The sequence below is a fragment of the Duganella sp. SG902 genome (genome assembly GCF_013376005.1).
Classification (GTDB): domain Bacteria; phylum Pseudomonadota; class Gammaproteobacteria; order Burkholderiales; family Burkholderiaceae_D; genus Rugamonas.
Window position 1 is genome coordinate 103,376 of record NZ_JABMJK010000008.1, and the last position, 20,060, is coordinate 123,435.

19 protein-coding genes are annotated in these 20,060 nt (G+C 65.0%); 17 read left to right on the forward strand and 2 right to left on the reverse strand.

Annotated features, from left to right (window positions below):
- The first annotated feature begins 63 nt into the window (after nucleotides 1-63).
- From asd to FHW83_RS18095, 13 genes are all read left to right on the forward strand, one after another.
- The gene (gene asd, locus FHW83_RS18035) at nucleotides 64-1,191 is read left to right on the forward strand and encodes an aspartate-semialdehyde dehydrogenase (RefSeq protein WP_176647727.1); all 1,128 of its coding nucleotides are present in this window, start codon (nucleotides 64-66) and stop codon (nucleotides 1,189-1,191) included.
- A 183-nt stretch (nucleotides 1,192-1,374) separates the two neighbouring features.
- Nucleotides 1,375-4,095 carry a FimV/HubP family polar landmark protein gene (locus FHW83_RS18040; RefSeq protein WP_304506228.1) on the forward strand — a complete coding sequence of 907 codons (2,721 nt, stop codon included), beginning with the start codon at nucleotides 1,375-1,377 and terminating at the stop codon, nucleotides 4,093-4,095.
- A gap of 61 nt (nucleotides 4,096-4,156) precedes the next feature.
- Nucleotides 4,157-4,960: a tRNA pseudouridine(38-40) synthase TruA gene (truA, locus tag FHW83_RS18045; protein ID WP_176647729.1), complete on the forward strand. Its 804-nt coding sequence runs from the start codon at nucleotides 4,157-4,159 to the stop codon at nucleotides 4,958-4,960.
- A 12-nt stretch (nucleotides 4,961-4,972) separates the two neighbouring features.
- Nucleotides 4,973-5,668: a phosphoribosylanthranilate isomerase gene (locus FHW83_RS18050; RefSeq protein WP_176647730.1), complete on the forward strand. Its 696-nt coding sequence runs from the start codon at nucleotides 4,973-4,975 to the stop codon at nucleotides 5,666-5,668.
- Nucleotides 5,646-6,866 (forward strand): tryptophan synthase subunit beta, encoded by a 1,221-nt coding sequence (gene trpB, locus FHW83_RS18055; RefSeq protein ID WP_176647731.1) that lies wholly within the window; start codon nucleotides 5,646-5,648, stop codon nucleotides 6,864-6,866. The genes FHW83_RS18050 and trpB overlap by 23 nt, the downstream gene beginning before the upstream one ends.
- Before the next feature lie 87 nt (nucleotides 6,867-6,953).
- Complete coding sequence (gene trpA / locus FHW83_RS18060; protein WP_176647732.1) at nucleotides 6,954-7,751, forward strand: tryptophan synthase subunit alpha; 798 nt, start codon at nucleotides 6,954-6,956, stop codon at nucleotides 7,749-7,751.
- A gap of 157 nt (nucleotides 7,752-7,908) precedes the next feature.
- The gene (gene accD / locus FHW83_RS18065) at nucleotides 7,909-8,781 is read left to right on the forward strand and encodes an acetyl-CoA carboxylase, carboxyltransferase subunit beta (RefSeq protein WP_176647733.1); all 873 of its coding nucleotides are present in this window, start codon (nucleotides 7,909-7,911) and stop codon (nucleotides 8,779-8,781) included.
- Between the two features lie 145 nt (nucleotides 8,782-8,926).
- A complete protein-coding gene (gene folC, locus FHW83_RS18070) occupies nucleotides 8,927-10,216 on the forward strand; it encodes a bifunctional tetrahydrofolate synthase/dihydrofolate synthase (protein WP_176647734.1) in 1,290 nt (429 codons plus the stop codon).
- A 22-nt stretch (nucleotides 10,217-10,238) separates the two neighbouring features.
- Nucleotides 10,239-11,213 (forward strand): SPOR domain-containing protein, encoded by a 975-nt coding sequence (locus FHW83_RS18075; protein WP_176647735.1) that lies wholly within the window; start codon nucleotides 10,239-10,241, stop codon nucleotides 11,211-11,213.
- Between the two features lies 1 nt (nucleotide 11,214).
- Nucleotides 11,215-11,703, forward strand: a complete 489-nt coding sequence (locus tag FHW83_RS18080; protein WP_176647736.1) for a CvpA family protein — start codon at nucleotides 11,215-11,217, stop codon at nucleotides 11,701-11,703.
- A gap of 50 nt (nucleotides 11,704-11,753) precedes the next feature.
- Nucleotides 11,754-13,280, forward strand: coding sequence for an amidophosphoribosyltransferase (gene purF, locus FHW83_RS18085; protein WP_176647737.1), 1,527 nt, complete (start codon nucleotides 11,754-11,756; stop codon nucleotides 13,278-13,280).
- 89 nt (nucleotides 13,281-13,369) lie between these two features.
- A complete protein-coding gene (locus FHW83_RS18090; RefSeq protein ID WP_176647738.1) occupies nucleotides 13,370-14,614 on the forward strand; it encodes a cystathionine gamma-synthase family protein in 1,245 nt (414 codons plus the stop codon).
- Between the two features lie 2 nt (nucleotides 14,615-14,616).
- Nucleotides 14,617-15,066 (forward strand): hypothetical protein, encoded by a 450-nt coding sequence (locus tag FHW83_RS18095; protein WP_176647739.1) that lies wholly within the window; start codon nucleotides 14,617-14,619, stop codon nucleotides 15,064-15,066.
- Here the strand turns inward: FHW83_RS18095 and lexA are convergent.
- Complete coding sequence (gene lexA / locus FHW83_RS18100) at nucleotides 14,993-15,631, reverse strand: transcriptional repressor LexA (RefSeq protein WP_176647740.1); 639 nt, start codon at nucleotides 15,629-15,631, stop codon at nucleotides 14,993-14,995. The genes FHW83_RS18095 and lexA overlap by 74 nt on opposite strands.
- A gap of 99 nt (nucleotides 15,632-15,730) precedes the next feature.
- Nucleotides 15,731-18,343 carry a DUF5695 domain-containing protein gene (locus FHW83_RS18105; protein ID WP_218106341.1) on the reverse strand — a complete coding sequence of 871 codons (2,613 nt, stop codon included), beginning with the start codon at nucleotides 18,341-18,343 and terminating at the stop codon, nucleotides 15,731-15,733.
- Nucleotides 18,344-18,505: 162 nt separating this feature from the next.
- On the opposite strand from FHW83_RS18105, the gene rpsF reads away from it, so the two are divergent.
- Genes rpsF through rplI form a run of 4 tightly spaced genes read left to right on the forward strand, consistent with a single transcriptional unit; the run spans nucleotide 18,506 to nucleotide 19,999 of the window.
- Nucleotides 18,506-18,886, forward strand: a complete 381-nt coding sequence (rpsF, locus tag FHW83_RS18110; protein ID WP_176647741.1) for a 30S ribosomal protein S6 — start codon at nucleotides 18,506-18,508, stop codon at nucleotides 18,884-18,886.
- Nucleotides 18,887-18,907: 21 nt separating this feature from the next.
- On the forward strand, nucleotides 18,908-19,213 hold the full coding sequence (gene priB, locus FHW83_RS18115; RefSeq protein ID WP_176647886.1) for a primosomal replication protein N: 306 nt from the start codon (nucleotides 18,908-18,910) through the stop codon (nucleotides 19,211-19,213).
- A 15-nt stretch (nucleotides 19,214-19,228) separates the two neighbouring features.
- Nucleotides 19,229-19,519 carry a 30S ribosomal protein S18 gene (gene rpsR, locus FHW83_RS18120; protein ID WP_072781043.1) on the forward strand — a complete coding sequence of 97 codons (291 nt, stop codon included), beginning with the start codon at nucleotides 19,229-19,231 and terminating at the stop codon, nucleotides 19,517-19,519.
- A gap of 27 nt (nucleotides 19,520-19,546) precedes the next feature.
- Nucleotides 19,547-19,999, forward strand: a complete 453-nt coding sequence (gene rplI / locus FHW83_RS18125; protein ID WP_176647742.1) for a 50S ribosomal protein L9 — start codon at nucleotides 19,547-19,549, stop codon at nucleotides 19,997-19,999.
- Nucleotides 20,000-20,060: the final 61 nt, after the last annotated feature.

Consider the following 20,060-nt stretch of genomic DNA (forward strand, 5'->3'; position numbering starts at 1 on the left):
CAGTATGGATTCCGGCCTTCGCCGGAATGACGTCGGGATAGATAACTTAAAAGGAAGAGCAAAATGAAACTCGTAGGTCTGGTAGGTTGGCGCGGTATGGTGGGTTCGGTCCTGATGCAACGCATGCAGGAAGAGGGCGATTTCGCCCACATCGAGCCGGTGTTCTTCACCACCTCTAACCCGGGCGGCCACGCCCCGGCGATGGCCAAGAACGAAACCAAGCTGAAAAGCGCCACCGACATCGACGAACTGAAAAAGTGCGAGATCATCATCTCGTGCCAGGGCGGCGACTACACCACCGAAGTGTTCCCGAAACTGCGCGCGGCCGGCTGGAACGGCTACTGGATCGATGCCGCATCGACCCTGCGCATGGAAAAAGACGCGGTCATCGTGCTGGACCCGGTCAACATGCACGTCATCAAGGACGCGCTGGGCAAGGGCGTGAAGAACTTCATCGGCGGCAACTGCACCGTGTCGTGCATGCTGATCGGCCTGGGCGGCCTGTTCCAGCACGGCCTGGTCGACTGGATGACCTCCATGACCTACCAGGCGGCCTCGGGCGGCGGCGCGCAGCACATGCGCGAACTGCTGACCCAGTTCGGCACCATCAACGGCGCCGTCAAGCCGCTGCTGGATGACCCGGCCTCGGCCATCCTGGAAATCGACCGCCAGGTGCTGGCCACCCAGCACGGCCTGAGCGCTGAAGAAACCAAGCAGTTCGGCGTGCCGCTGGCCGGCAACCTGATCCCTTGGATCGACAAGGACCTGGGCAACGGCCAGTCGAAGGAAGAGTGGAAGGGCAGCGCCGAGACCAACAAGATCCTGGGCCTGGGCCCGGACTTCGGTTCCAAGGCGATCCCGGTGGACGGCCTGTGCGTGCGTATCGGCGCCATGCGTTGCCACTCGCAGGCGCTGACCATCAAGCTGAACAAGGACGTGCCGCTGGACGAGATCACCGACATCATCGCCTCGGCCAACCAGTGGGCCAAGGTGGTGCCGAACACCCGTGAAGCGTCGATGAAGGACCTGTCGCCAGCGGCCGTGACCGGCAGCCTGACCATTCCGGTCGGCCGTCTGCGCAAGATGAGCATGGGTCCGGACTACCTGTCGGCCTTCACCGTCGGCGACCAACTGCTGTGGGGCGCGGCCGAACCACTGCGCCGCATGCTGCGTATTGTGCTGGATCAGTAAACCGCGTTAAACCCGGCAAGAGAAGGGCTTTTCCCTATGTGTTTTCATAGGGGAAAGCCCTTTTGTTGGTTTACAGTGGTGCAAAGCTTGCATGCTCCTGAGCATGATGTTATGTTTTCCCTCTGACAATCATAAAAACGCCCCACTATGCCAGTACAAAATCGCCCCTTTGTTTCGTTCGCGTTGAAGTCACTCACCAGCGCGGTGGCCAGCGCGGTTTTGTTGGCCGCGTCAGCGAACGCGGCGGGACTGGGCAAGCTGACCGTCCTGTCCGCGCTCGGTCAGCCGCTGCGGGCGGAAATTGAACTGACGGCCGTCACGCCGGAGGAAGCCAGCGCGCTGGTCGCCAAGCTGGCGCCGGCCGAGGCGTTCCGCTCCGCGAACATCGATTTCAACCCGGCGCTGCTGTCGCTGCGCTTCGACGTCGAGCCGCGCAACGGCAAGCAAGTGATCAAGGTGAGCTCCAGCCAGCCGATCAACGAACCCTTCGTCGACATGCTGCTGGAGCTGAACTGGACCGGCGGGCGCATGGTGCGCGAATACACCTTCCTGCTCGATCCGCCGGATCTGCGCGCCACCCAGGCGCCGCAGGTGACGGCGCCGGTCGACGTGGCCAACCGCCCGGCCGCCGCCGCGCAGCCTGCGCCGGCCACGCCTCAAGCGGCCGCGCCTGCCGCCGCGCCGGCCCGTCCGGCCGCAGCGCCCGCGCCGGCGCCGGCCAGCAAGCCGATCGCCAACGAATACACCGTCAAGGCCGGCGACAACCTGACCCGCATCGCCAACCAGGTCAAGCCGGTCGACGTGTCGCTGGACCTGATGCTGGTGGCGCTATACCGCGCCAATCCGGAAGCGTTCAGCGGCAACAATATGAACCGCCTGAAATCGGGCCAGATCCTGTCCGTGCCGGATGCGGACGCGATCCGCGCCGCCGGCAGCGAAAGCGAGGCGCGCGGCGTGGTGGTGGCGCATGCGGCCGACTTCAACGCCTACCGCGCCAAGCTGGCCGGCCAGGTGGCGGCCAGCACGGCGGCCAAGGAGCCGGACGCCTCGCAGAACGTGTCGGGCAAGATCACCGCCAAGGTCGAGGAAAAGCCGAACGCCGCCAACACCGCCAAGGACAAGCTGACCCTGTCCAAGGCCACCGCCAGCGCGCCGCAGCAGGGCAAGACCGGGGTGGCGGCGGAAGAGGACAAGATCGCCAAGCAAAAGGCGGTGGACGAGGCCTCGGCCCGTGTCAAGGAACTGGAAAAGAACGTCAACGACCTCGAAAAGCTGATGGCCCTGAAGAGCAAGACCGCTTCCGAGGCCAAAAAACCGTCGGCGCCTGCCGAGGCATCGGCGGCCGCCTCCGGCGTGCCGACGCTGGACGTCACGCCGCAGGAGCACAAGCCCAAGCGCACCCTGGTGCTGCCGCCGAAGAAACTGGAGCCCAGCTTCTTTGAAGTCCTGATGGACAACATCACCTACGTCGGCGCGGCCGCCGCCGCCGTGCTGCTGGGCGTGGTCGGCATCATGGCGTCGCGCCGCCGCAAGAAATTCGTGGTGCCGGCCGAGGAGCCTTCGATCCTGGGCGATACCGCCTTGCCACCACCGCAACCGCTGATCGCCGACGCCGGCGGCCAGAGCGTGGACACCAACAACAGCGTGTTCAACTCCAACTTCGCGCCGTCGGCCAGCCAGCTGGACACCAACGAGGTGGATCCGGTGGCGGAAGCCGACGTCTACATCGCCTACGGCCGTGACGCCCAGGCCGAGGAAATCCTGAAGGAAGCGCTGCGCACCCATCCGGAACGCCACGCCGTGCGCCTGAAACTGCTGGAAATCTACGTGACCCGCAAGGATGCGCGCGCGTTCGAAACCCAGGCGTCCGAGCTGTACGCGCTGACCCGTGGCCAAGGGGGCGAGTGGGAGCAGGCCGCCGCGCTGGGCCGCACGCTCGACCCGTCCAACCCGCTGTACACCATGGGCGCCGATAGCGGCAACGGCGCGTTTGCGGCGACGGCCGCCGTGGCTGGCGCCGCCGCGGCCGGAGCCGCCGCCGCGACCGATTTCGGCAACGATTTCGGCAATACCTACACCCCGGCCGAAGCGCCGGCCGCCGCGCTGGACCTGGACCTGAGCCAGGACGCCGCGCCGCCGGCGCCAGCCGATGCGCCCGCTCCGGCGCCGGCCGCCGCGGCCGACTTCAACGATCTCGATTTCGGCGCCGATCTCGACACCGCGCTGCCGCAGGCGGCCGACGCCACCGTCTCGCCGGCCTCGGTGGCGGCGGAGGCCGACAACCTGATGGACTTCGACCTTGGCGGCCTGAGCTTCGAGCCGGCCGACACGCCAACGCCAGCCATCGAACTGCCGGCCGCGGAGTCGCCCGCGCCAGCCCCGGCACCCGCCGACGATCTCGGCATGGACTTCGGCCTCGACCTGCCAGCGAGCGCCGCGCCGGCCGAGACCAGGCCGGCCGACACCAGCGATCCGCTCGACCTCGACCTGGCCGGGTTCGACATTCCGGAAGTGCCGGCCTTCACCGAGCCGCCGAAGGCCGAAGCCGCCGCGCCGGACTTCGACGCCGCGCTCGACCTGCCGCCGGAGGTGGAAAACATCACCGCCGCGCCGCCGCCGGCCGCGCAGGAGTTCGACCTGTCGGGCATCGACCTCGACCTGGACAACCTGGGCGGCGCGGCCACCCCGGCCGCCAGCGAAGCCCCGGCCCCGGCCCCGGCCCCGGACAGCGGCGAACCGCTGTCCGCCCACCACATGGAAATGGACACCAAGCTGGACCTGGCGGTGGCCTATCAGGAAATCGGCGACAAGGAAGGCGCGCGCGAACTGCTGGACGAGGTGCTGCGCGGCGGTAATGCCGAGCAGGTGGCCAAGGCCAACGCCATGAAGGCCCAGCTGGGATAGGGCATGGGCGCCCGCCGCGCCGTTATATAATCGCTGATTCAGACATTTGGATTGGGCAGTAGTGAAACGGATCGCAATCGGGCTGCAGTACGACGGCCAGGCCTGGCACGGTTACCAGAAGCAGGACCACGGTCTCACCGTGCAGGACAAGCTGGAGCAGGCGCTGCTGGAGTTCGCCACGGTGCCGCTGGCCACCACCTGCGCCGGCCGCACCGACGCCGGCGTGCACGCCGCCGAGCAGGTGGTGCATTTCGATACCGACCTGAATCGCCTGCCGCACGCCTGGGTGCGCGGCGTCAACGCCTTCCTGCCGCCGTCGATCGGTGTGCGCTGGGCCAAGGTGCTGGACGGCGATCCCACCGTCGAAAACTTCTTCCACGCGCGTTTCAGCGCGCAGGCGCGCACCTACCACTACGTGCTGTACAACCACCAGGTGCGCTCGTCGCTGCTCAATGGCCGCGCCGGCTTCTACCATCACGCGCTGGACGTGGAGCGCATGCGGGAGGCGGTCAAGCCGCTGATCGGCACGCACGACTTCACCACCTTCCGCGCCGCCCATTGCCAGGCCAAGTCGCCGGTCAAGCAGATGCACGACATCCAGATCCGCCGCCAGGGCGACTTGATCATCTTCACCCTGAAGGCCAACGCCTTCCTGCACCACATGGTGCGCAACCTGGTCGGCTCGCTGGTCTACATCGGCCAGGGCAGGGAGGACGTCAACTGGATGGCCGAGCTGCTGGAAGCGAAAAACCGCCAGCTTGCCGCCCCGACCTTCATGCCGGACGGCCTGTACCTGGCGAAAATCGATTACGATGAAAAATGGGCGCTGCCGCAGGAATTCGCCAGCCAGCTGCCCTGGTTTTAAAAGGATAGACGCATGCGCACCCGTATCAAAATCTGCGGCCTGACCCGTGAGGAAGACATCCAGGCGGTGGTCGCCTCGGGCGCGGATGCGATCGGTTTCGTGTTTTATCCCAAGAGCCCGCGCTACGTGACGCCCGAGCGCGCGGCCGAGCTGATCCGCGGCGTGCCGCCTTTCATCACTACCGTCGGCCTGTTCGTCAACGCCACGCCGGAGGAAGTGGCGGCGGTGGTGCGCGTGGCGCCGTTGTCGTTGCTGCAACTGCACGGCGATGAAACGGTGGAGCAGGGCGCGGCCATTGCCGCGGCGGCCGGGCGACAGTACATGAAAGTGTTCCGCGTCAAACCTGACACGCGCCCGGATGAACTGTTAGAATATGCGCAGGCAAACCGCGCCGCCAGTCCCTTGTTCACCAGCCTGTTGCTGGACACCTATGTGGACGCCTACGGTGGCGCAGGAAAGGGTTTTGATTGGTCTCTCATTCCAAAAGATCTCGCGCCTCGGGTCGTTTTAAGTGGTGGCTTGAGCGTACACAACGCGACTGACGCGGTGGCTAGTGTACGCCCCTACGCGGTCGACATCAGTTCCGGTGTCGAAGCGGCGAAGGGGATCAAGGACGCTCGCAAGATCGCCGACTTTGTCGCGGCGGTGCGGGCGGGAGATACCCTTATCGAAAGCGAAACCCATCATGAAAGCGCTGTTCCACGCTAAAGACTACGAATTCCCCGACGCCAAAGGCCACTTTGGCCCCTACGGCGGCAGCTTTGTCGCCGAAACCCTGACTTACGCCCTGTCCGAACTGAACGAGGCCTACGCCAAATTCAGCAAAGACCCGGAATTCCTCGAAGAGTTCCGCTACGAGCTGAAGCACTTCGTCGGCCGTCCGTCGCCGATTTATCACGCCAAGCGCTGGTCCGAACTGGCCGGCGGCGCGCAAATCTACTTCAAGCGCGAAGACCTGAACCACACCGGCGCCCACAAGATCAACAACGTGATCGGCCAGGCGTTGCTGGCCAAGCGCATGGGCAAGCCGCGCATCATCGCTGAAACCGGCGCCGGCCAGCACGGCGTGGCCACCGCCACCATCTGCGCGCGTTTCGGCCTCGAATGCGTGGTCTACATGGGCAGCGAGGACGTCAAGCGCCAGGCCCAGAACGTCTACCGCATGAAGCTGCTGGGCGCGACCGTGGTGCCGGTCGAGTCCGGCTCCAAGACGCTGAAAGACGCGCTGAACGAAGCCATGCGCGACTGGGTCACCAACATTGAAAACACCTTCTACATCATCGGCACCGTGGCCGGCCCGCACCCGTACCCGATGCTGGTGCGCGATTTCCAGTCGGTGATTGGCGAGGAATGCCTGGTGCAGATGCCGGAACTGGCCGGCCGCCAGCCCGACTACGTGGTGGCCTGCATCGGCGGCGGCTCCAACGCCATGGGCATCTTCTACCCGTACATCGACCAGCCCGGCGTGAAGCTGATCGGCGTGGAAGCGGCCGGCGAGGGGCTGGACGGTGACAAGCACGCGGCCTCGCTGACCAAGGGCTATCCGGGCGTGTTGCACGGCAACCGCACCTACCTGCTGCAGGACGAGAACGGCCAGATCATTGAGACGCACTCGGTCTCGGCGGGTCTGGATTATCCGGGTGTCGGCCCCGAGCACGCCTACCTGAAGGATAGCGGCCGCGCCGAATACGTGTCGATCACGGACGAGGAAGCGCTGAAGGCCTTCCACGATTCCTGCCACATCGAGGGCATCATTCCCGCGCTGGAATCGTCGCACGCGCTGGCCTACGCGGCCAAGCTGGCGGCCACGCTGCCGAAAGATAAGATTGTGTTGGCCAACCTGTCGGGCCGGGGTGACAAGGACATGCATACGGTCGCGGAGCGTATGGGGTTGAACTTCAGCTAGCGTGTCGTTCCGGCGCAGGCCGGAACCCATGCTGAGTATGGATTCCCGCCTGCGCGGGAATGACGACCGACACATCAGGAAAATACCATGTCCAAAATTGCAGCAACCTTCAGCGCCCTGAAAGCGCAAAACAAAACCGCGCTCGTCACCTTCATCACCGCCGGCGATCCGGGCCGCGAATCGACCGTGCCGCTGATGCACGCGCTGGTGGCCGGCGGCGCCGACATCATCGAGCTGGGCGTGCCGTTCTCCGACCCGATGGCCGAGGGCCCGGTGATCCAACGCGCCTGCGAACGCGCGCTGGCCAACGGCGTCGGCATCAAGGACGTGTTCAACTACGTGGCCGAGTTCCGCAAGACCAACCAGACCACGCCGGTGGTGCTGATGGGCTATGCCAACCCGATCGAACGCATCGGCGCGGCCGAGTTCATCGCGCAGTCGCGCGCGGTGGGCGCGGACGGCGCCATCGTGGTGGACTACCCGCCGGAAGAGTGCGAAGAATTCGCCGCCGCCATGCGCGCGGCCGAGCTCGACCTGATCTTCCTGCTGGCGCCCACCTCGACCGAGCGGCGCATCGAGCAGGTGGCCAAGGTCGGCGGCGGCTTCAGCTACTACGTCTCGCTGAAAGGCGTGACCGGCGCCGGCAACATCGACACGGCGGACGTGGCCAAGCGCCTGCAGGCCATCCGCAAGCACGTGAAGCTGCCGGTGGGCGTGGGCTTCGGCATCCGCGACGGCGCCACCGCGCGCGCCGTGGCCGAGGTGGCGGACGCTGTGGTGATCGGCAGCCGCATCATTCAAGAGATTGAAACCGCCGGCAAGGATGGCGCGGTCGCCGCCGTCCAGGCCTTCACCAGCGCCATCCGCACCGCCCTCGACGCCTGACGCGTGGCAAGGGGCGTCGCGTTGGCGCCCCTTGATATATTCTCAAACTTGACTATCTTGAAATAATGTCCGTTCAGTAGTGGAAATCCTCTAAAGTTCGACAGGGGGGCGAGAAACGGCTACACTTCGGGCCACGAGTTAGCTGCAAGGAGAATTTATGAGTTGGTTGGAAAAACTGCTGCCCCCACGTATCCAGCGTTCCGACGCGGGCGCGCGCAAGACCATGCCGGAAGGCCTGTGGGTCAAATGCCCATCGTGCGAAGCCGTGCTGTACCGCACCGACCTGGAGTCGAACCTGCACGTTTGCCCTAAATGCGACCACCACATGCGCATCCGCGCGCGCGAGCGCCTCGACAGCCTGTTCGACGCCGGCGGCCGTTATGAAATCGGCATGGACACCCTGCCGGTCGATACGCTGAAGTTCAAGGACAGCAAGAAATATCCAGACCGCCTCAAGCAAGCGATGGAAGCCACCGGCGAGACCGACGCGCTGATCGTCATGGGCGGCTCCATCATGAGCCTGCCGGCAGTGGTGGCCTGCTTTGAATTCGAATTCATGGGCGGTTCCATGGGCTCGGTGGTGGGCGAGCGCTTCGTGCGCGGCGCGCAGATGGCGCTGGAGCAGAAGGTGCCGTTCATCTGCATCACCGCCACCGGCGGCGCCCGCATGCAGGAAGGCTTGCTGTCGCTGATGCAGATGGCCAAGACCACCGCCATGCTGACCAAGTTGTCGGAAAAGAAACTGCCGTTCATCAGCGTGCTGACCGACCCGACCATGGGGGGCGTGTCGGCCTCGTTCGCCTTCATGGGCGACGTGGTGATCGCTGAGCCGAAGGCCCTGATCGGCTTTGCCGGCCCGCGCGTGATCGAGAACACCGTGCGCGAGAAGCTCCCGGAGGGCTTCCAGCGCGCCGAGTTCCTGGTGCAGAAGGGCGCTGTTGACATGATCGTCGACCGCCGCAAGATGCGCGAGGAAATCGCCCGCCTGCTGGCCTTGCTCCAAAATCAACCGGTAGAAGTGTTGGCCTAAACTCGTCGTCCCGGCGGACGCCGGGACCCATAGAACGCATATTCAGCATGGATTCCGGCTTGCGCCGGAATGACGAAGCTCACGCCGCGGCGCGCAATCGGATATCATCCGGCCTGCGCGCCGTTTTCATTTCAGAGTCACCATCATGTCGAACCTCCCAACTACTTTGCCCGCCTGGCTTGCGCTGCTTGAATCGCGCCATGCCGAAACCGTCATCAACATGGGCCTGGACCGCGTTCTCGCCGTCAAGGAACGCCTGCAACTGAGCTTCAGCTGCCCGACCATCATGGTGGCCGGCACCAACGGCAAGGGTTCGACCTGCGCCATGCTGGAATCGGTGCTGATGCGCGCCGGCTACAAGGTGGGCCTGTACATCAAGCCGCACTTCCTCGACTTCAACGAGCGCGCCCGTATCAACGGCGACATGGCCAGCGACGAGACACTGGTGGCCGCGTTCAATGCCGTTGAGGCGGCCCGTGGCGACACCTCGCTGACCTACTTCGAATTCACCACGCTGGCCATCATGAAGCTGCTGTCGGAAGCCGGCATGGATGTGGTCATCCTGGAAGTGGGCCTGGGCGGCCGGCTGGACGCGGTCAATATCATCGACGCCGACGTGGCCATCGTCACCAGCGTCGACATCGACCACACCGACTACCTGGGCGACACCCGCGAGAAGATCGGCTTCGAGAAGGCCGGCATCTTCCGCGCCGGCAAAACCGCGATCTGCTCGGACCCGGTGCCGCCGCAATCGCTGATCGACCACGCCAACGCCATCGGCGCCGACCTGTGGCTGATGGGCCGCGACTTCAACTACTCTGGCGACAAGCAGCAGTGGAGCTACGGCGGCCGCGGCCAGCGCCGCAACTCGCTGGCCTACCCGAGCCTGCGCGGCGCCAACCAGATCCTCAACGCCTGCGCCGCCCTGGCCGCGCTGGAAGCGCTCAAGCTGGTGCTGCCGGTGGGCGCGCAGGAAGTGCGCACCGGGCTGGTGACGGTGGAGCTGCCGGGCCGCTTCCAGGTGCTGCCGGGCCGCCCGACCATCATCCTCGACGTCGCCCACAACCCGCACGCGGCCGCCGCCCTGAACCAGAACCTCGGCAACATGGGCTTCCACCGCTACACCTACGCCGTGTTCGGCTCCATGCACGACAAGGATATCGACGGCGTGATCGCCGCCATGTCCGAGCACGTCGATCACTGGTGCCTGGCGACGCTGCCGTCGCCGCGTTCGGCCAGCGCCTCGGAGCTGGCCGCCAAGGTGCAGCTGGTGCAGCCGGAACGCGACGAACGCACCATCAATGTGTTCGACGATCCGGGGGCGGCGTACGCAAATGCCATCAGCCGGGCCGGTGAGGATGATAGAATTGTGGTCTTTGGATCTTTCCTGACCGTCGCCGGTGTCATGGCGGCGCGAAAATCCTCACTCCACTGAACGCACAGGACTGAAATCACGCATGGGCTTGTTCTCGAAACTCGGTAAAAACAAGCAAGACGCAGGTCAAGACAGCGGCTATTACACCAGCGCGGATGACCGGGCGGCCACCGAGCGCGCCCGCGCCAAGCGCGCCTCGTCGGCCGACGGCGGCGCCACCCGGCGCCGCACGCGCGACCGTGAGGAAGATGATGCCGTGTTGCCTGAAAAGAAACGCGCGCGCCGCCGCCTGGTCGGCGCGATCGCGCTGGCGCTGGCGGTGGCGGTCGGCTTGCCGATGGTGCTCGATTCCGAACCCAAGCCGCTGTCGTCCGACATCGAGATCAAAATCCCCGCCAAGGACAAGCCCGCCGCGCCGCTAGCCGCGCCGGCGCCGGTTCCCGCCCAAGCCGCGCTCGACAGCCGGGAAGAGATCGTCGAGGACGTCAAGCCGGCCGCCAAGCCGCCGGCGCCGGCCGTGGCCGCCACACCGGCGGTCGACACCGTCAAGCAGGCCGCCGACGCCAAGGCCAAGGCCGAGCAGCAAGCCAGGGCGGAGCGCGAGCTGAAAGCGCGCCAGGAAGCCGACCACAAGCAGGAACTCGAACGCAAGCAGGCCGAGGCCAAGGCCGAAGCCAAGCTCAAGGAAAAACAGGAGGCCGAACGCAAGCTGGCCGAGGCCAAGGCCAAGGCGGCCGAGAGCGTCAAGGCTCCCGACGCCAAGCCCGCGGCCAAGAGCGAGGACGCGCGCGCGCTGGCCATCCTGGAAGGCAAGCCGGCCGCCGCGCCTGCGGGCGAGAAATTCGTGCTGCAAGTGGCCGCCCTGAGCGACCAGGCCAAGGTGGAAGAATTACGCGCCAAACTGAAAAACGCCGGGATCAGCTCCTTCACGCAAAAGACGCCTTCGGGCGACATCACCCGGGTGCGCGTGGGGCCGTTCACCAGCAAGGAGGAGGCCGAGAAGGTCAAGGCCAAGCTGAGCAGCATGGGCCTGACCGGCCGTCTGGAAACCGTCTGACGTGACGATCTTCGATTACCTGGTGATTTTCGTGCTGGTCACGTCGGTCATCATCGGCGTGGTGCGCGGACTGGTGAAGGAAGTGCTGTCGGTGCTGAGCTGGATCATCGCCTTCGTGGTGGCCAACGCCTACGCGGCGGCGCTGGCACAGATGCTGCCGGAGGTGATTCCGGGCGAGGTGCTGCGGCTCATCGTTGCCTTTATCGCACTGTTCATCGGTGCGCGGATTTTAATGGGCCTGTTGTCGCTGGCGCTGGACGCCTTGCTGGACGCGGGCGGCCTGAGCTTCATCGACCGCGCGCTGGGCGCCGTGTTCGGTGTGGCGCGCGGGCTTGTAATTGTGTTGGCAGCCGTCATCTTAAGCGGGATGACGTCCTTGCCGAAGCAGGATTTCTGGAGGCACGCCGTCTTGAGTCCATACGCCGAGCAGGGCGCTCGCATGGTCAAGCAGTACCTTCCCGCTGCGATGGCGCAGCATGTCAATTTTTGAATTCTTTAAATCTGCGTTTTTAATCTGTAGTCCAGTCCAGGAGCATCATCATGTGTGGCATTGTCGGCGTCGTATCCCATCAACCTGTCAACCAAATGCTGTATGACGCCTTGCTGCTGTTGCAGCACCGCGGCCAGGATGCGGCCGGCATCGCGACCAATCACAGCAGCATGTTCGCCATGCACAAGGCCAACGGCCTGGTGCGCGACGTGTTCCGCACCCGTAACATGCGTACGCTGCAAGGCAATTCCGGCATCGGCCACTGCCGCTACCCGACCGCCGGCTCGTCGAGCGAGGAGGAGGCGCAGCCGTTCTACGTCAACGCGCCGTTCGGCATCACGCTGGCGCACAACGGCAACCTGACCAACTGGGAACAGCTCAAGCAGGAGATGTTCAAGAACGACCGCCGCCACATCAACACCGACTCCGACTCGGAAGTGCTGCTGAACGTGCTGGCGCACGAACTGCAAAAGAGCACCACCGGCCTGACGCTGGACGCGGACGCCATCTTCAACGCCGTCACCGTGCTACACCGTCGCGTGCGCGGCGGCTATGCGGCGGTGGCGCAGATCGCCGGCGTCGGCCTGCTGGCCTTCCGCGATCCGTTCGGCATCCGTCCGCTGTGCCTGGGCATCAATGAAACCCCGGAAGGCGTGGAATACCTGATCGCCTCGGAATCGGTGGCGCTGGAAGGCATGGGCTTCCGCTTCGTGCGCGACATCGCGCCGGGCGAGGCGGTGTTCATCGACGCCGACAAGCAGCTGCACGCGCGCCAGTGCGCCGACAACCCGACCCTGAACCCGTGCGTGTTCGAATACGTCTACCTGGCGCGTCCTGACTCGGTGATCGACGGCGCCTCGGTGTACGCCACCCGCCTGAAGATGGGCGAGTACCTGGCCGAGAAGATCAAGCGTGAACTGAAGGACATGAAGATCGACGTGGTGATGCCGATTCCGGACTCGTCGCGTCCGGCGGCGATCCAGCTGGCGCTGGCGCTGAATGTCGAATACCGCGAGGGCTTCATCAAGAACCGCTACATCGGCCGTACCTTCATCATGCCGGGCCAGGCTGCGCGCAAGAAATCCGTGCGCCAGAAGCTGAACGCGATCCCGGATGAATTCAAGGATAAGGTGGTGCTGCTGGTGGACGACTCCATCGTGCGCGGCACCACCAGCCGCGAGATCGTGCAGATGGCGCGTGATTCCGGCGCCAAGAAGGTGATCTTCGCTTCGGCGGCGCCGCCGGTGATCTACCCGAACGTGTACGGCATCGACATGCCGACCCGCGACGAGCTGATCGCCCACGGCCGTACTGTGGAGGAAGTGTGCCGCGAAATTACCGCCGATGCGCTGGTGTACCAGGATATCGACGCGCTCAAGCGCGCCATCTCGGACGTCAATCCGGCGCTGAAGAACTTCGAGGCTTCGTGCTTCGACGGCGTGTACGTGACCGGCGACGTGACAAAGGAGTATCTGGACAAGCTGGAATACGCCCGTCACAACCCGACCAAGGCCAAGGTGCCGGAAGACGCGGCCCGCACGCAGCTGAACCTGAACCTGGCGGCCACCGAAGCCTGATCGTCGTTCCGGCGAAAGCCGGAACCCATACTGAGCATGCGTTCTATGGATTCCGGCGTGCGCCGGAATGACGGCGCAAAGGTCAACAAATGAACGAAAAAAAGAACTACGGTTTCACCACCACCATCCTGCACGGCGACCGCCAGAAGGGCATCGAGCACGGCTCGCTGCACAAGCCGATCCACACCTCGGTCGCCTTCGGCTACGCAGACGCGCGCCAGCTGGCCTCGGTCTTCCAGGGCAAGGAGCCGGGCTTCCGCTACGGCCGCCAGGGCAACCCGACCATCTCCGCGCTGGAGGAAAAGGTCAACAAGATGGAGCAGGGCGTCGGCACCATCTGCTTCGCCACCGGCATGGGCGCGATCGGCGCCGTGGTGCAGGCGCTGCTGCGCGCCGGCGACCATGTGGTGTCCTCGTCCTTCCTGTTCGGCAACACCAACAGCCTGTGGCAGACCGCCATGAGCCAGGGCATCGGCGTATCCTTCGTGGACGCCACCGACGTCGCCAACGTCGAGGCGGCCATCACCGACAACACCCGCGTGGTGTTCGTCGAAACCATCGCCAACCCGCGCACGCAGGTGGCCGACCTCAAGCGCATCGGCGAACTGTGCAAGGCGCGCGGCATCCTGTACGTGGTGGACAACACCATGACCACGCCGTATCTGTTCCAGCCGAAGTCGGTGCACGCCGGCCTGGTGGTCAACGCCCTGACCAAGTCGATCGGCGGCCACGGCAACGCGCTCGGCGGCAGCATCACCGACACCGGCGCCTACGACTGGACCCGCTTCCCGAACATCTACGAGAACTACAAAAAGGCCGCGCCGCCGCAGTGGGGCCTGGCGCAGATCCGCGCCAAGGCGCTGCGCGACTTCGGCTCCTCGCTGGCGCCGGACGCCGCGCACCACATCGCCGTCGGCGCCGAAACGCTGGCGCTGCGCATGCAGCGCACCACCGCCAACGCGCTGGCGCTGGCCGAGATGCTGGAGAAGGATGAGCGCGTCGCGGCGGTCCACTATCCGGGCCTGAAATCGCACCCGCAGCACGGCATCAGCGCGGAACTGTTCCGCGCCCACGGTTCACTGCTGAGCTTTGAGCTGAAGGATGGCCTCGATTGCTTCGACTTCCTGAACCGCCTGAAGCTGGCGATTCCGGCCTCCAACCTGGGCGACAACCGCACGCTGATCATCCCGGTCGCGCACACCATCTTCTACGAGATGGGCGCCGAGCGCCGCGCGTCGATGGGCATCGCCGAATCGCTGATCCGCGTCTCGGTGGGCATCGAGGACACCGACGATCTGCTGGACGACTTCTGCACCGCCCTCGAGGGCTGCTGACGATGAAAGCGCTGATCGCCACCAGCTTGATCGCGGCGGCCGCCGCGGCGCAGGCCGGCGATCAGCGCGTTGCCATCGACTACTACACCCATCACTACGACGGCGCCGACATCGCGCTGTCGCGCTTCCACTGCGGCGCCGCCAGCGCCATGCGCACCAGCGAGGAACGCGGCGCGTGGCTGGCGTGCTACGACCGCTTCGCGCGCAACTTCCGCGCCGCGCTGCCGGTCGGCCGCACTATCCCGGTGGAGGTGGCGCAGGCCATGAGCGAGGCCGAACTGGCCGCCGCCCAGCAATTGATGAATCAGGTGTTTGTGCAGGTCGCGCAAGAGGCGCGCCAGCAAGCCGATCTGGTCTTGCTGGCGCAGGGTGACGTGCTTAGTGCCAGGTCCGCATCAGGCCTACTGCCAGGCCTTCCAGCGCAAACTCGTCCGCTTCCGGATCGACCTTGATGATCTTGAAGTCCGGATTCTCCGGCAGCAGCTCGATGGTCGAGCCGGTCTTGCGGTAGCGCTTGACCGTCACTTCGCTGCCGATGCGGGCCACCACGATCTGGCCATTCTTGGCGCTGTCCACTTTCTTCACCGCCAGCAGGTCGCCATCCATGATGCCGGCGTCGCGCATCGACTCGCCGCGCACCTTCAGCAGGTAGTCCGGCTTGGACGCAAACATCGCCGGGTCCACGCTGTAGCTGGTTTCCAGGTTCTCCTGCGCCAGGATCGGCGAGCCGGCGGCCACACGGCCGATCAGCGGCAGCGACATCATCAGCGCGGCCGGCACTTTCGGCGCCGGCGGCTCGGCGTGCGCGCCCAGCAGGCGGATGCCGCGCGAAGTGCCGGCGGCGATCTCGATCGCGCCCTTGCGCGCCAGGGCCTGCAGGTGCTCCTCGGCGGCGTTGGCCGACTTGAAGCCCAGTTCGGCCGCGATCTCGGCGCGGGTCGGCGGGAAGCCGGTGTTTTCGATGGCGTCCTTGATCAGATTCAGGATTTGTTCCTGGCGTGCGGTGAGCTTGAGCATGAGTACAGTGAGCCTGTGTATATGAACAGTCTGTATTTTTGTACAGTGTGACGCGAAAAGCAAGGGGATTTGTTGCTTTGCGCGAAATTAATTCATGTTTTAGTTGCTGGTCCAGCTCGTCGGGCCATCGGACAGCGCGCCGAGGTACTCGTTGCGCTTGCCGTCGCGCTCGGTAACGATGCGTGCCTGCGGCGTGTGCGGCGTGCGCGCCGCCAGTTGCAGCGTGACCGCGCCGCTGCGCGGATCGTAGATGGCGCTGTCGTATTTGCCGGCTTCCAGCGTGATCCAGACGCGGTGCGGCGCGATGAACAGGCGGGTGCGGGCGCTGTCCTTCGGCGTGATGTGCAGCTTGCCGTCGTCCGCGACCCGCAGGTTGGCGCCGAAGGCCAGCCAGCCGAAGGTCGGATCGTTCACCACATAGGTGGCGGTGGCGTAGGCGTGGCCGTAGAAGCCCATGCCGTAGTCGCCGCTGTAGGCGTCCCAGCGCATCATGTCGGGCCAGGCGTGGAAGGCGGCCGAAGCGAAGCCCTGCTGGTCGATATTGGTGACGCCGCCCATCAGGCCGCCGTAGGCCACGCGCAGCAGGTGCAGGTCGGACGGATTGGCGCGGAAGGCCTCAAACAGCGGCACCGCGTTCAGCGTCGAGCCGTAGTGGTGGATCTGGCGCTCGATGCGTCTGGTCTTGCCGCCATACAGGAAGTCCCAGTAGCGGCGCGCGTTGCCGTTGTAGCCCCAGCTTGGCATGGTGGGATCGTAGCCAAGGATGACTTCGCGCGTGATGTCGGCCTGCGGCTGGTAGCCGAAGTGACGCATCCAGGCGTAGACCTCGGCCTGGCCGGTGGAGTCCCACGCCATCTCGCTGCCGAATGGGTAGGTCAGCGTGCGCCAGTGGTCGGCGCGCTGTTTCATCAGGCGCTCCATGTCGGCGGCCTCGGCGTGCAGGCCTTCGCGTTGCAGGTCCTTGAGGATGTCGACGAAGACATCGCCCTCCATCAGGCCGAACTGGGCGTACTCGGGCGCGTCGCGCACCATGGCCGCCACGGTCTGGTAGGCATGCTCCAGATACCAGCGCCAGTCGTGCGCGGTCACAAGTCCCGCATGGTTGCGGGCCAGGCGGTACAGCACCCAGTGGCCGATGGCGACGTGGGGGTAGTTGTAGGCGCGGCCAAGGTCGGCGGCGTCTTGCTTGCTCCATGAGGTCCAGGTTTTCCAGTCGGCCTTTGGGTCGTAGTAGCCGGGGAAGGCTTGCGGGTCGTAGTAGAACAGGCTCTTGCGCACGGCGCCGGCCTGCGGCCCGTCGGCCACCTGCAGCTTGCCGACCACGGTCTGGTTGACCAGCTGCTCCAGCCTGGCGACTTCGCCGGGGTCGGGGTTGTCCAGCTGCTTCATGATGGCGGCCACCCAGCTGCCGCCACCGCCTTCGTCGCTCATGCCGGAGATCCACACACGGGTGTCGTCGGTGACGATACGGTTGGCATCGCGGTCGTAGGTCAGGATGGCGGGCGCGCGCTGGAACGGATCGTTCTTGTCGTCGAACCATTGGCGCGTGGTGGCGAAGCGCCCCAGGTCGGCCACGGCCTGCTCCAGCGGCTTGGTGATGAAGTAGCTGATGGTTTGCACGCTGTGGTCGGCGTAGGTGATGTTCAGGCGCGCCGGCCCCCAGCCCTGGCTCTTGACGGTGTAGCGCAGCCAGCCCCTGGCCGCCCAGTCGCCGCCGGCACCGCCCGCCGCCGGCGTGACCGCCAGCGCACCGGCCGGCTCGGCGGCGATGCTGGCGACTTTTTGCGCGCTATGCAGGAACAGCGTGGCGTCCATATCGGTCGGCACCACGTAGCCCGGAACGCCGACCGCCACCGGCCGCCGCTGCGCGATCAATGTCTGCTCGATGGCGCGGATCGACGGCGCGGTCACGAAACGCAGGCCGATCTCGCGCCGCTCGCCCGGCCGCAACGTCAGGCTGGTGGGCGTGTTCCATTGCTCTCCGGCGTTTTTCCACTCAGCCTCGGCGTAGGCCTTGCTCGCAACAGCCCAGTCGTAGAAACCTTCGGCGGTCTGCTCGCGCTTGCTGCCGTCCTCGATCGGGCGCCACGCTTCCAGCGGCGTGTGGCCATCGGGCAGCACCAGCAGGGCGGGGCCCTGGCCGTTGAGGCGGGTCACCTGCACGTAGCCGGCGTCGCGCCCGATGTAGGGATCGGCGAAGCTGGCGCTGGCGTGGGCCTGCTCCAGCGTGCGGCCGGTGATGATGTTGTCGAACACCATCGGCATGCCCAGGCCGCCGATTTCCACCGGCCGCCGCGAGCGGTTGATCAGCGTGAAGCGCAGCACCAGCGCGCCCTTGTCGTTGAGCCAGCGGCGTTCCACCGTCAGCGGCAGGCCGGCGCCCATGCTGGCGCTGAGGTCGGCGGCGGCCAGCGCGCGGCCGGCCGGCAGGATGCGCGCCGGCTTGCGCACGCGCGACGAGGAGTAGTCGCGCCAGGCGCCATCGCCCTCGCGCAGGCGCAGGTTGAGGTCGCCGATGTGGGCATAGCCGTCGCCGCGCCGCTCGGCCACCCGGGTGCCGGGCGCGAAATCGAAAGACGGATCGCTGACCGGCGTCAGGCGCGCCAGCGTCTGGGTGTCGCTGCGCAAGGCCAGCAGCAGTTGCGGCGTGCTGTAGGCCTGGCCGGAGGCGAGCGAGGGCAGGGCGATCAAGGCGGCGACAAGTAGTTTCATGGGCAATCCTGTTGAAAGTGCAACACGATAGTAGCATTGCCCCGGCCACAACACGACGCTGGATTTCCGGCGCAAAAGCTGCTATAGTCGCGGGCTTACCTCTTCCCACACCTGTCTTGACGCCAGGGTGGGCTATTTATCAAGTCCTTAAGGGAGTTATACATGCGTCACTACGAAATCGTATTTATCGTCCATCCGGACCAGAGCGAGCAAGTGCCCGCCATGATCGAGCGTTACAAAACCACCGTAACGACCCGTGGCGGCAACGTTCACCGTGTTGAAGACTGGGGCCGTCGTCAAATGGCTTACCCAATCCAGAAACTGGCGAAAGCGCACTACATCTGCCTGAACATCGAAGCAGACAACGAAACCCTGGTTGAGCTGGAAACCGCATTCAAATTCAATGATGCCGTCCTGCGTCACCTGACCGTCAAGCTGAAGAAAGCCGAAACCGCTCCTTCGCCGATGATGAAGTCGGTACAACGCGAAGACGCAGCCAAGTCGCACCGCGCGGAAGCCGCCGCTGCCGCTCCAGCCGCTTAATTGTCCTGAGAAGGAACCGCGCTGAACCAGCTCCAGTTCATCGCCCTCATCGCCGAACGGGATGCAATCCGTTACACCCCGGCCGGCATGCCGATCGTCAACGCTGTACTCCAGCACCGGTCGCAGCAGATGGAGGCGGGCATCGCCCGTTTGACCGAGTTTGAAGTGTCCGCCGTCGCGGCGGGCGAGATTTCAGGCCGTTTCATTCAGGCGCCACTGGGCGGGATGTATCAGTTCTCCGGTTTCCTCAGCAAGAAAAGCCGCAATAGCAAAAGCCTGGTGTTTCACATCATTGATTTTAGTGCTGTCCAAGACAGCTCAATTTAAATACAGGAGCCTAAAATGGCATTCGGTAAAAAGTTCGACAAAAACAAGCTCAAGCTGAAAGAAAAGCGCAAGCAACAAAACCCACTGTTCAAGCGCAAGAAGTTCTGCCGCTTCACCGCCGCTGGCGTTGAGCAAGTAGACTACAAAGACGTAGACACCCTGAAAGACTTCATCCAGGAAAACGGCAAAATCATGCCAGCACGTCTGACCGGCACCAAAGCCCACTACCAGCGTCAAGTTGACACCGCGATCAAGCGCGCGCGTTACCTGGCCCTGCTGCCGTACACCGATCTGCACAACGCCTAATCGCGGCAGAGAAACTGGAGAAGAACTATGCAAATCATTCTGTTGGAAAAAGTTGTCAATCTGGGCAACCTGGGTGAAGTCGTTAAAGTCAAAGACGGCTACGCACGTAACTTCCTGATCCCGCAAAAAATGGCCCGCCGTGCGACCACGTCGGCCATCGCGGAATTCGAAGCCAAGCGCGCCGAACTGGAAAAAGCTGCCGCCGCCAAGCTGGCCGCCGCTCAAGCCCAGGGCGAAAAGCTGAACGGCATGACCGTGACCGTGTCGCAGAAAGCCGGCGTCGACGGCCGTCTGTTCGGCTCGGTGACCAACTTCGACATCGCCGAAGCCCTGACCAAAGCAGGCTTCGCTGTTGAAAAAGCCGCTGTGCGCATGCCAACCGGTCCGCTGAAGACCGTGGGCGAGTTCCCAGTCAGCGTTGCCCTGCACACCGACGTGGTGGCGGAAGTAACCGTTGCCGTTGTGGGCGAAGCCGCCTAAGACTTGACCGGGCGGCAACGCCTGTCGAGTTTGCAACACCCTTGAAAAAAGCCGGGCTCCG

Excerpts from the sequence above, each read along its gene's own strand:
- trpA (WP_176647732.1), top strand. The coding sequence starts at position 6,954 with ATGTCCAAAATTGCAGCAACCTTCAGCGCCCTGAAAGCGCAAAACAAA.
- purF (WP_176647737.1), top strand. The coding sequence starts at position 11,754 with ATGTGTGGCATTGTCGGCGTCGTATCCCATCAACCTGTCAACCAAATG.
- FHW83_RS18095 (WP_176647739.1), top strand. The coding sequence starts at position 14,617 with ATGAAAGCGCTGATCGCCACCAGCTTGATCGCGGCGGCCGCCGCGGCG.
- FHW83_RS18075 (WP_176647735.1), top strand. The coding sequence starts at position 10,239 with ATGGGCTTGTTCTCGAAACTCGGTAAAAACAAGCAAGACGCAGGTCAA.
- rplI (WP_176647742.1), top strand. The coding sequence starts at position 19,547 with ATGCAAATCATTCTGTTGGAAAAAGTTGTCAATCTGGGCAACCTGGGT.
- FHW83_RS18105 (WP_218106341.1), bottom strand. The coding sequence starts at position 18,343 with ATGAAACTACTTGTCGCCGCCTTGATCGCCCTGCCCTCGCTCGCCTCC.
- lexA (WP_176647740.1), bottom strand. The coding sequence starts at position 15,631 with ATGCTCAAGCTCACCGCACGCCAGGAACAAATCCTGAATCTGATCAAG.
- rpsR (WP_072781043.1), top strand. The coding sequence starts at position 19,229 with ATGGCATTCGGTAAAAAGTTCGACAAAAACAAGCTCAAGCTGAAAGAA.
- accD (WP_176647733.1), top strand. The coding sequence starts at position 7,909 with ATGAGTTGGTTGGAAAAACTGCTGCCCCCACGTATCCAGCGTTCCGAC.
- FHW83_RS18050 (WP_176647730.1), top strand. The coding sequence starts at position 4,973 with ATGCGCACCCGTATCAAAATCTGCGGCCTGACCCGTGAGGAAGACATC.
- trpB (WP_176647731.1), top strand. The coding sequence starts at position 5,646 with ATGAAAGCGCTGTTCCACGCTAAAGACTACGAATTCCCCGACGCCAAA.
- folC (WP_176647734.1), top strand. The coding sequence starts at position 8,927 with ATGTCGAACCTCCCAACTACTTTGCCCGCCTGGCTTGCGCTGCTTGAA.
- asd (WP_176647727.1), top strand. The coding sequence starts at position 64 with ATGAAACTCGTAGGTCTGGTAGGTTGGCGCGGTATGGTGGGTTCGGTC.
- rpsF (WP_176647741.1), top strand. The coding sequence starts at position 18,506 with ATGCGTCACTACGAAATCGTATTTATCGTCCATCCGGACCAGAGCGAG.
- FHW83_RS18090 (WP_176647738.1), top strand. The coding sequence starts at position 13,370 with ATGAACGAAAAAAAGAACTACGGTTTCACCACCACCATCCTGCACGGC.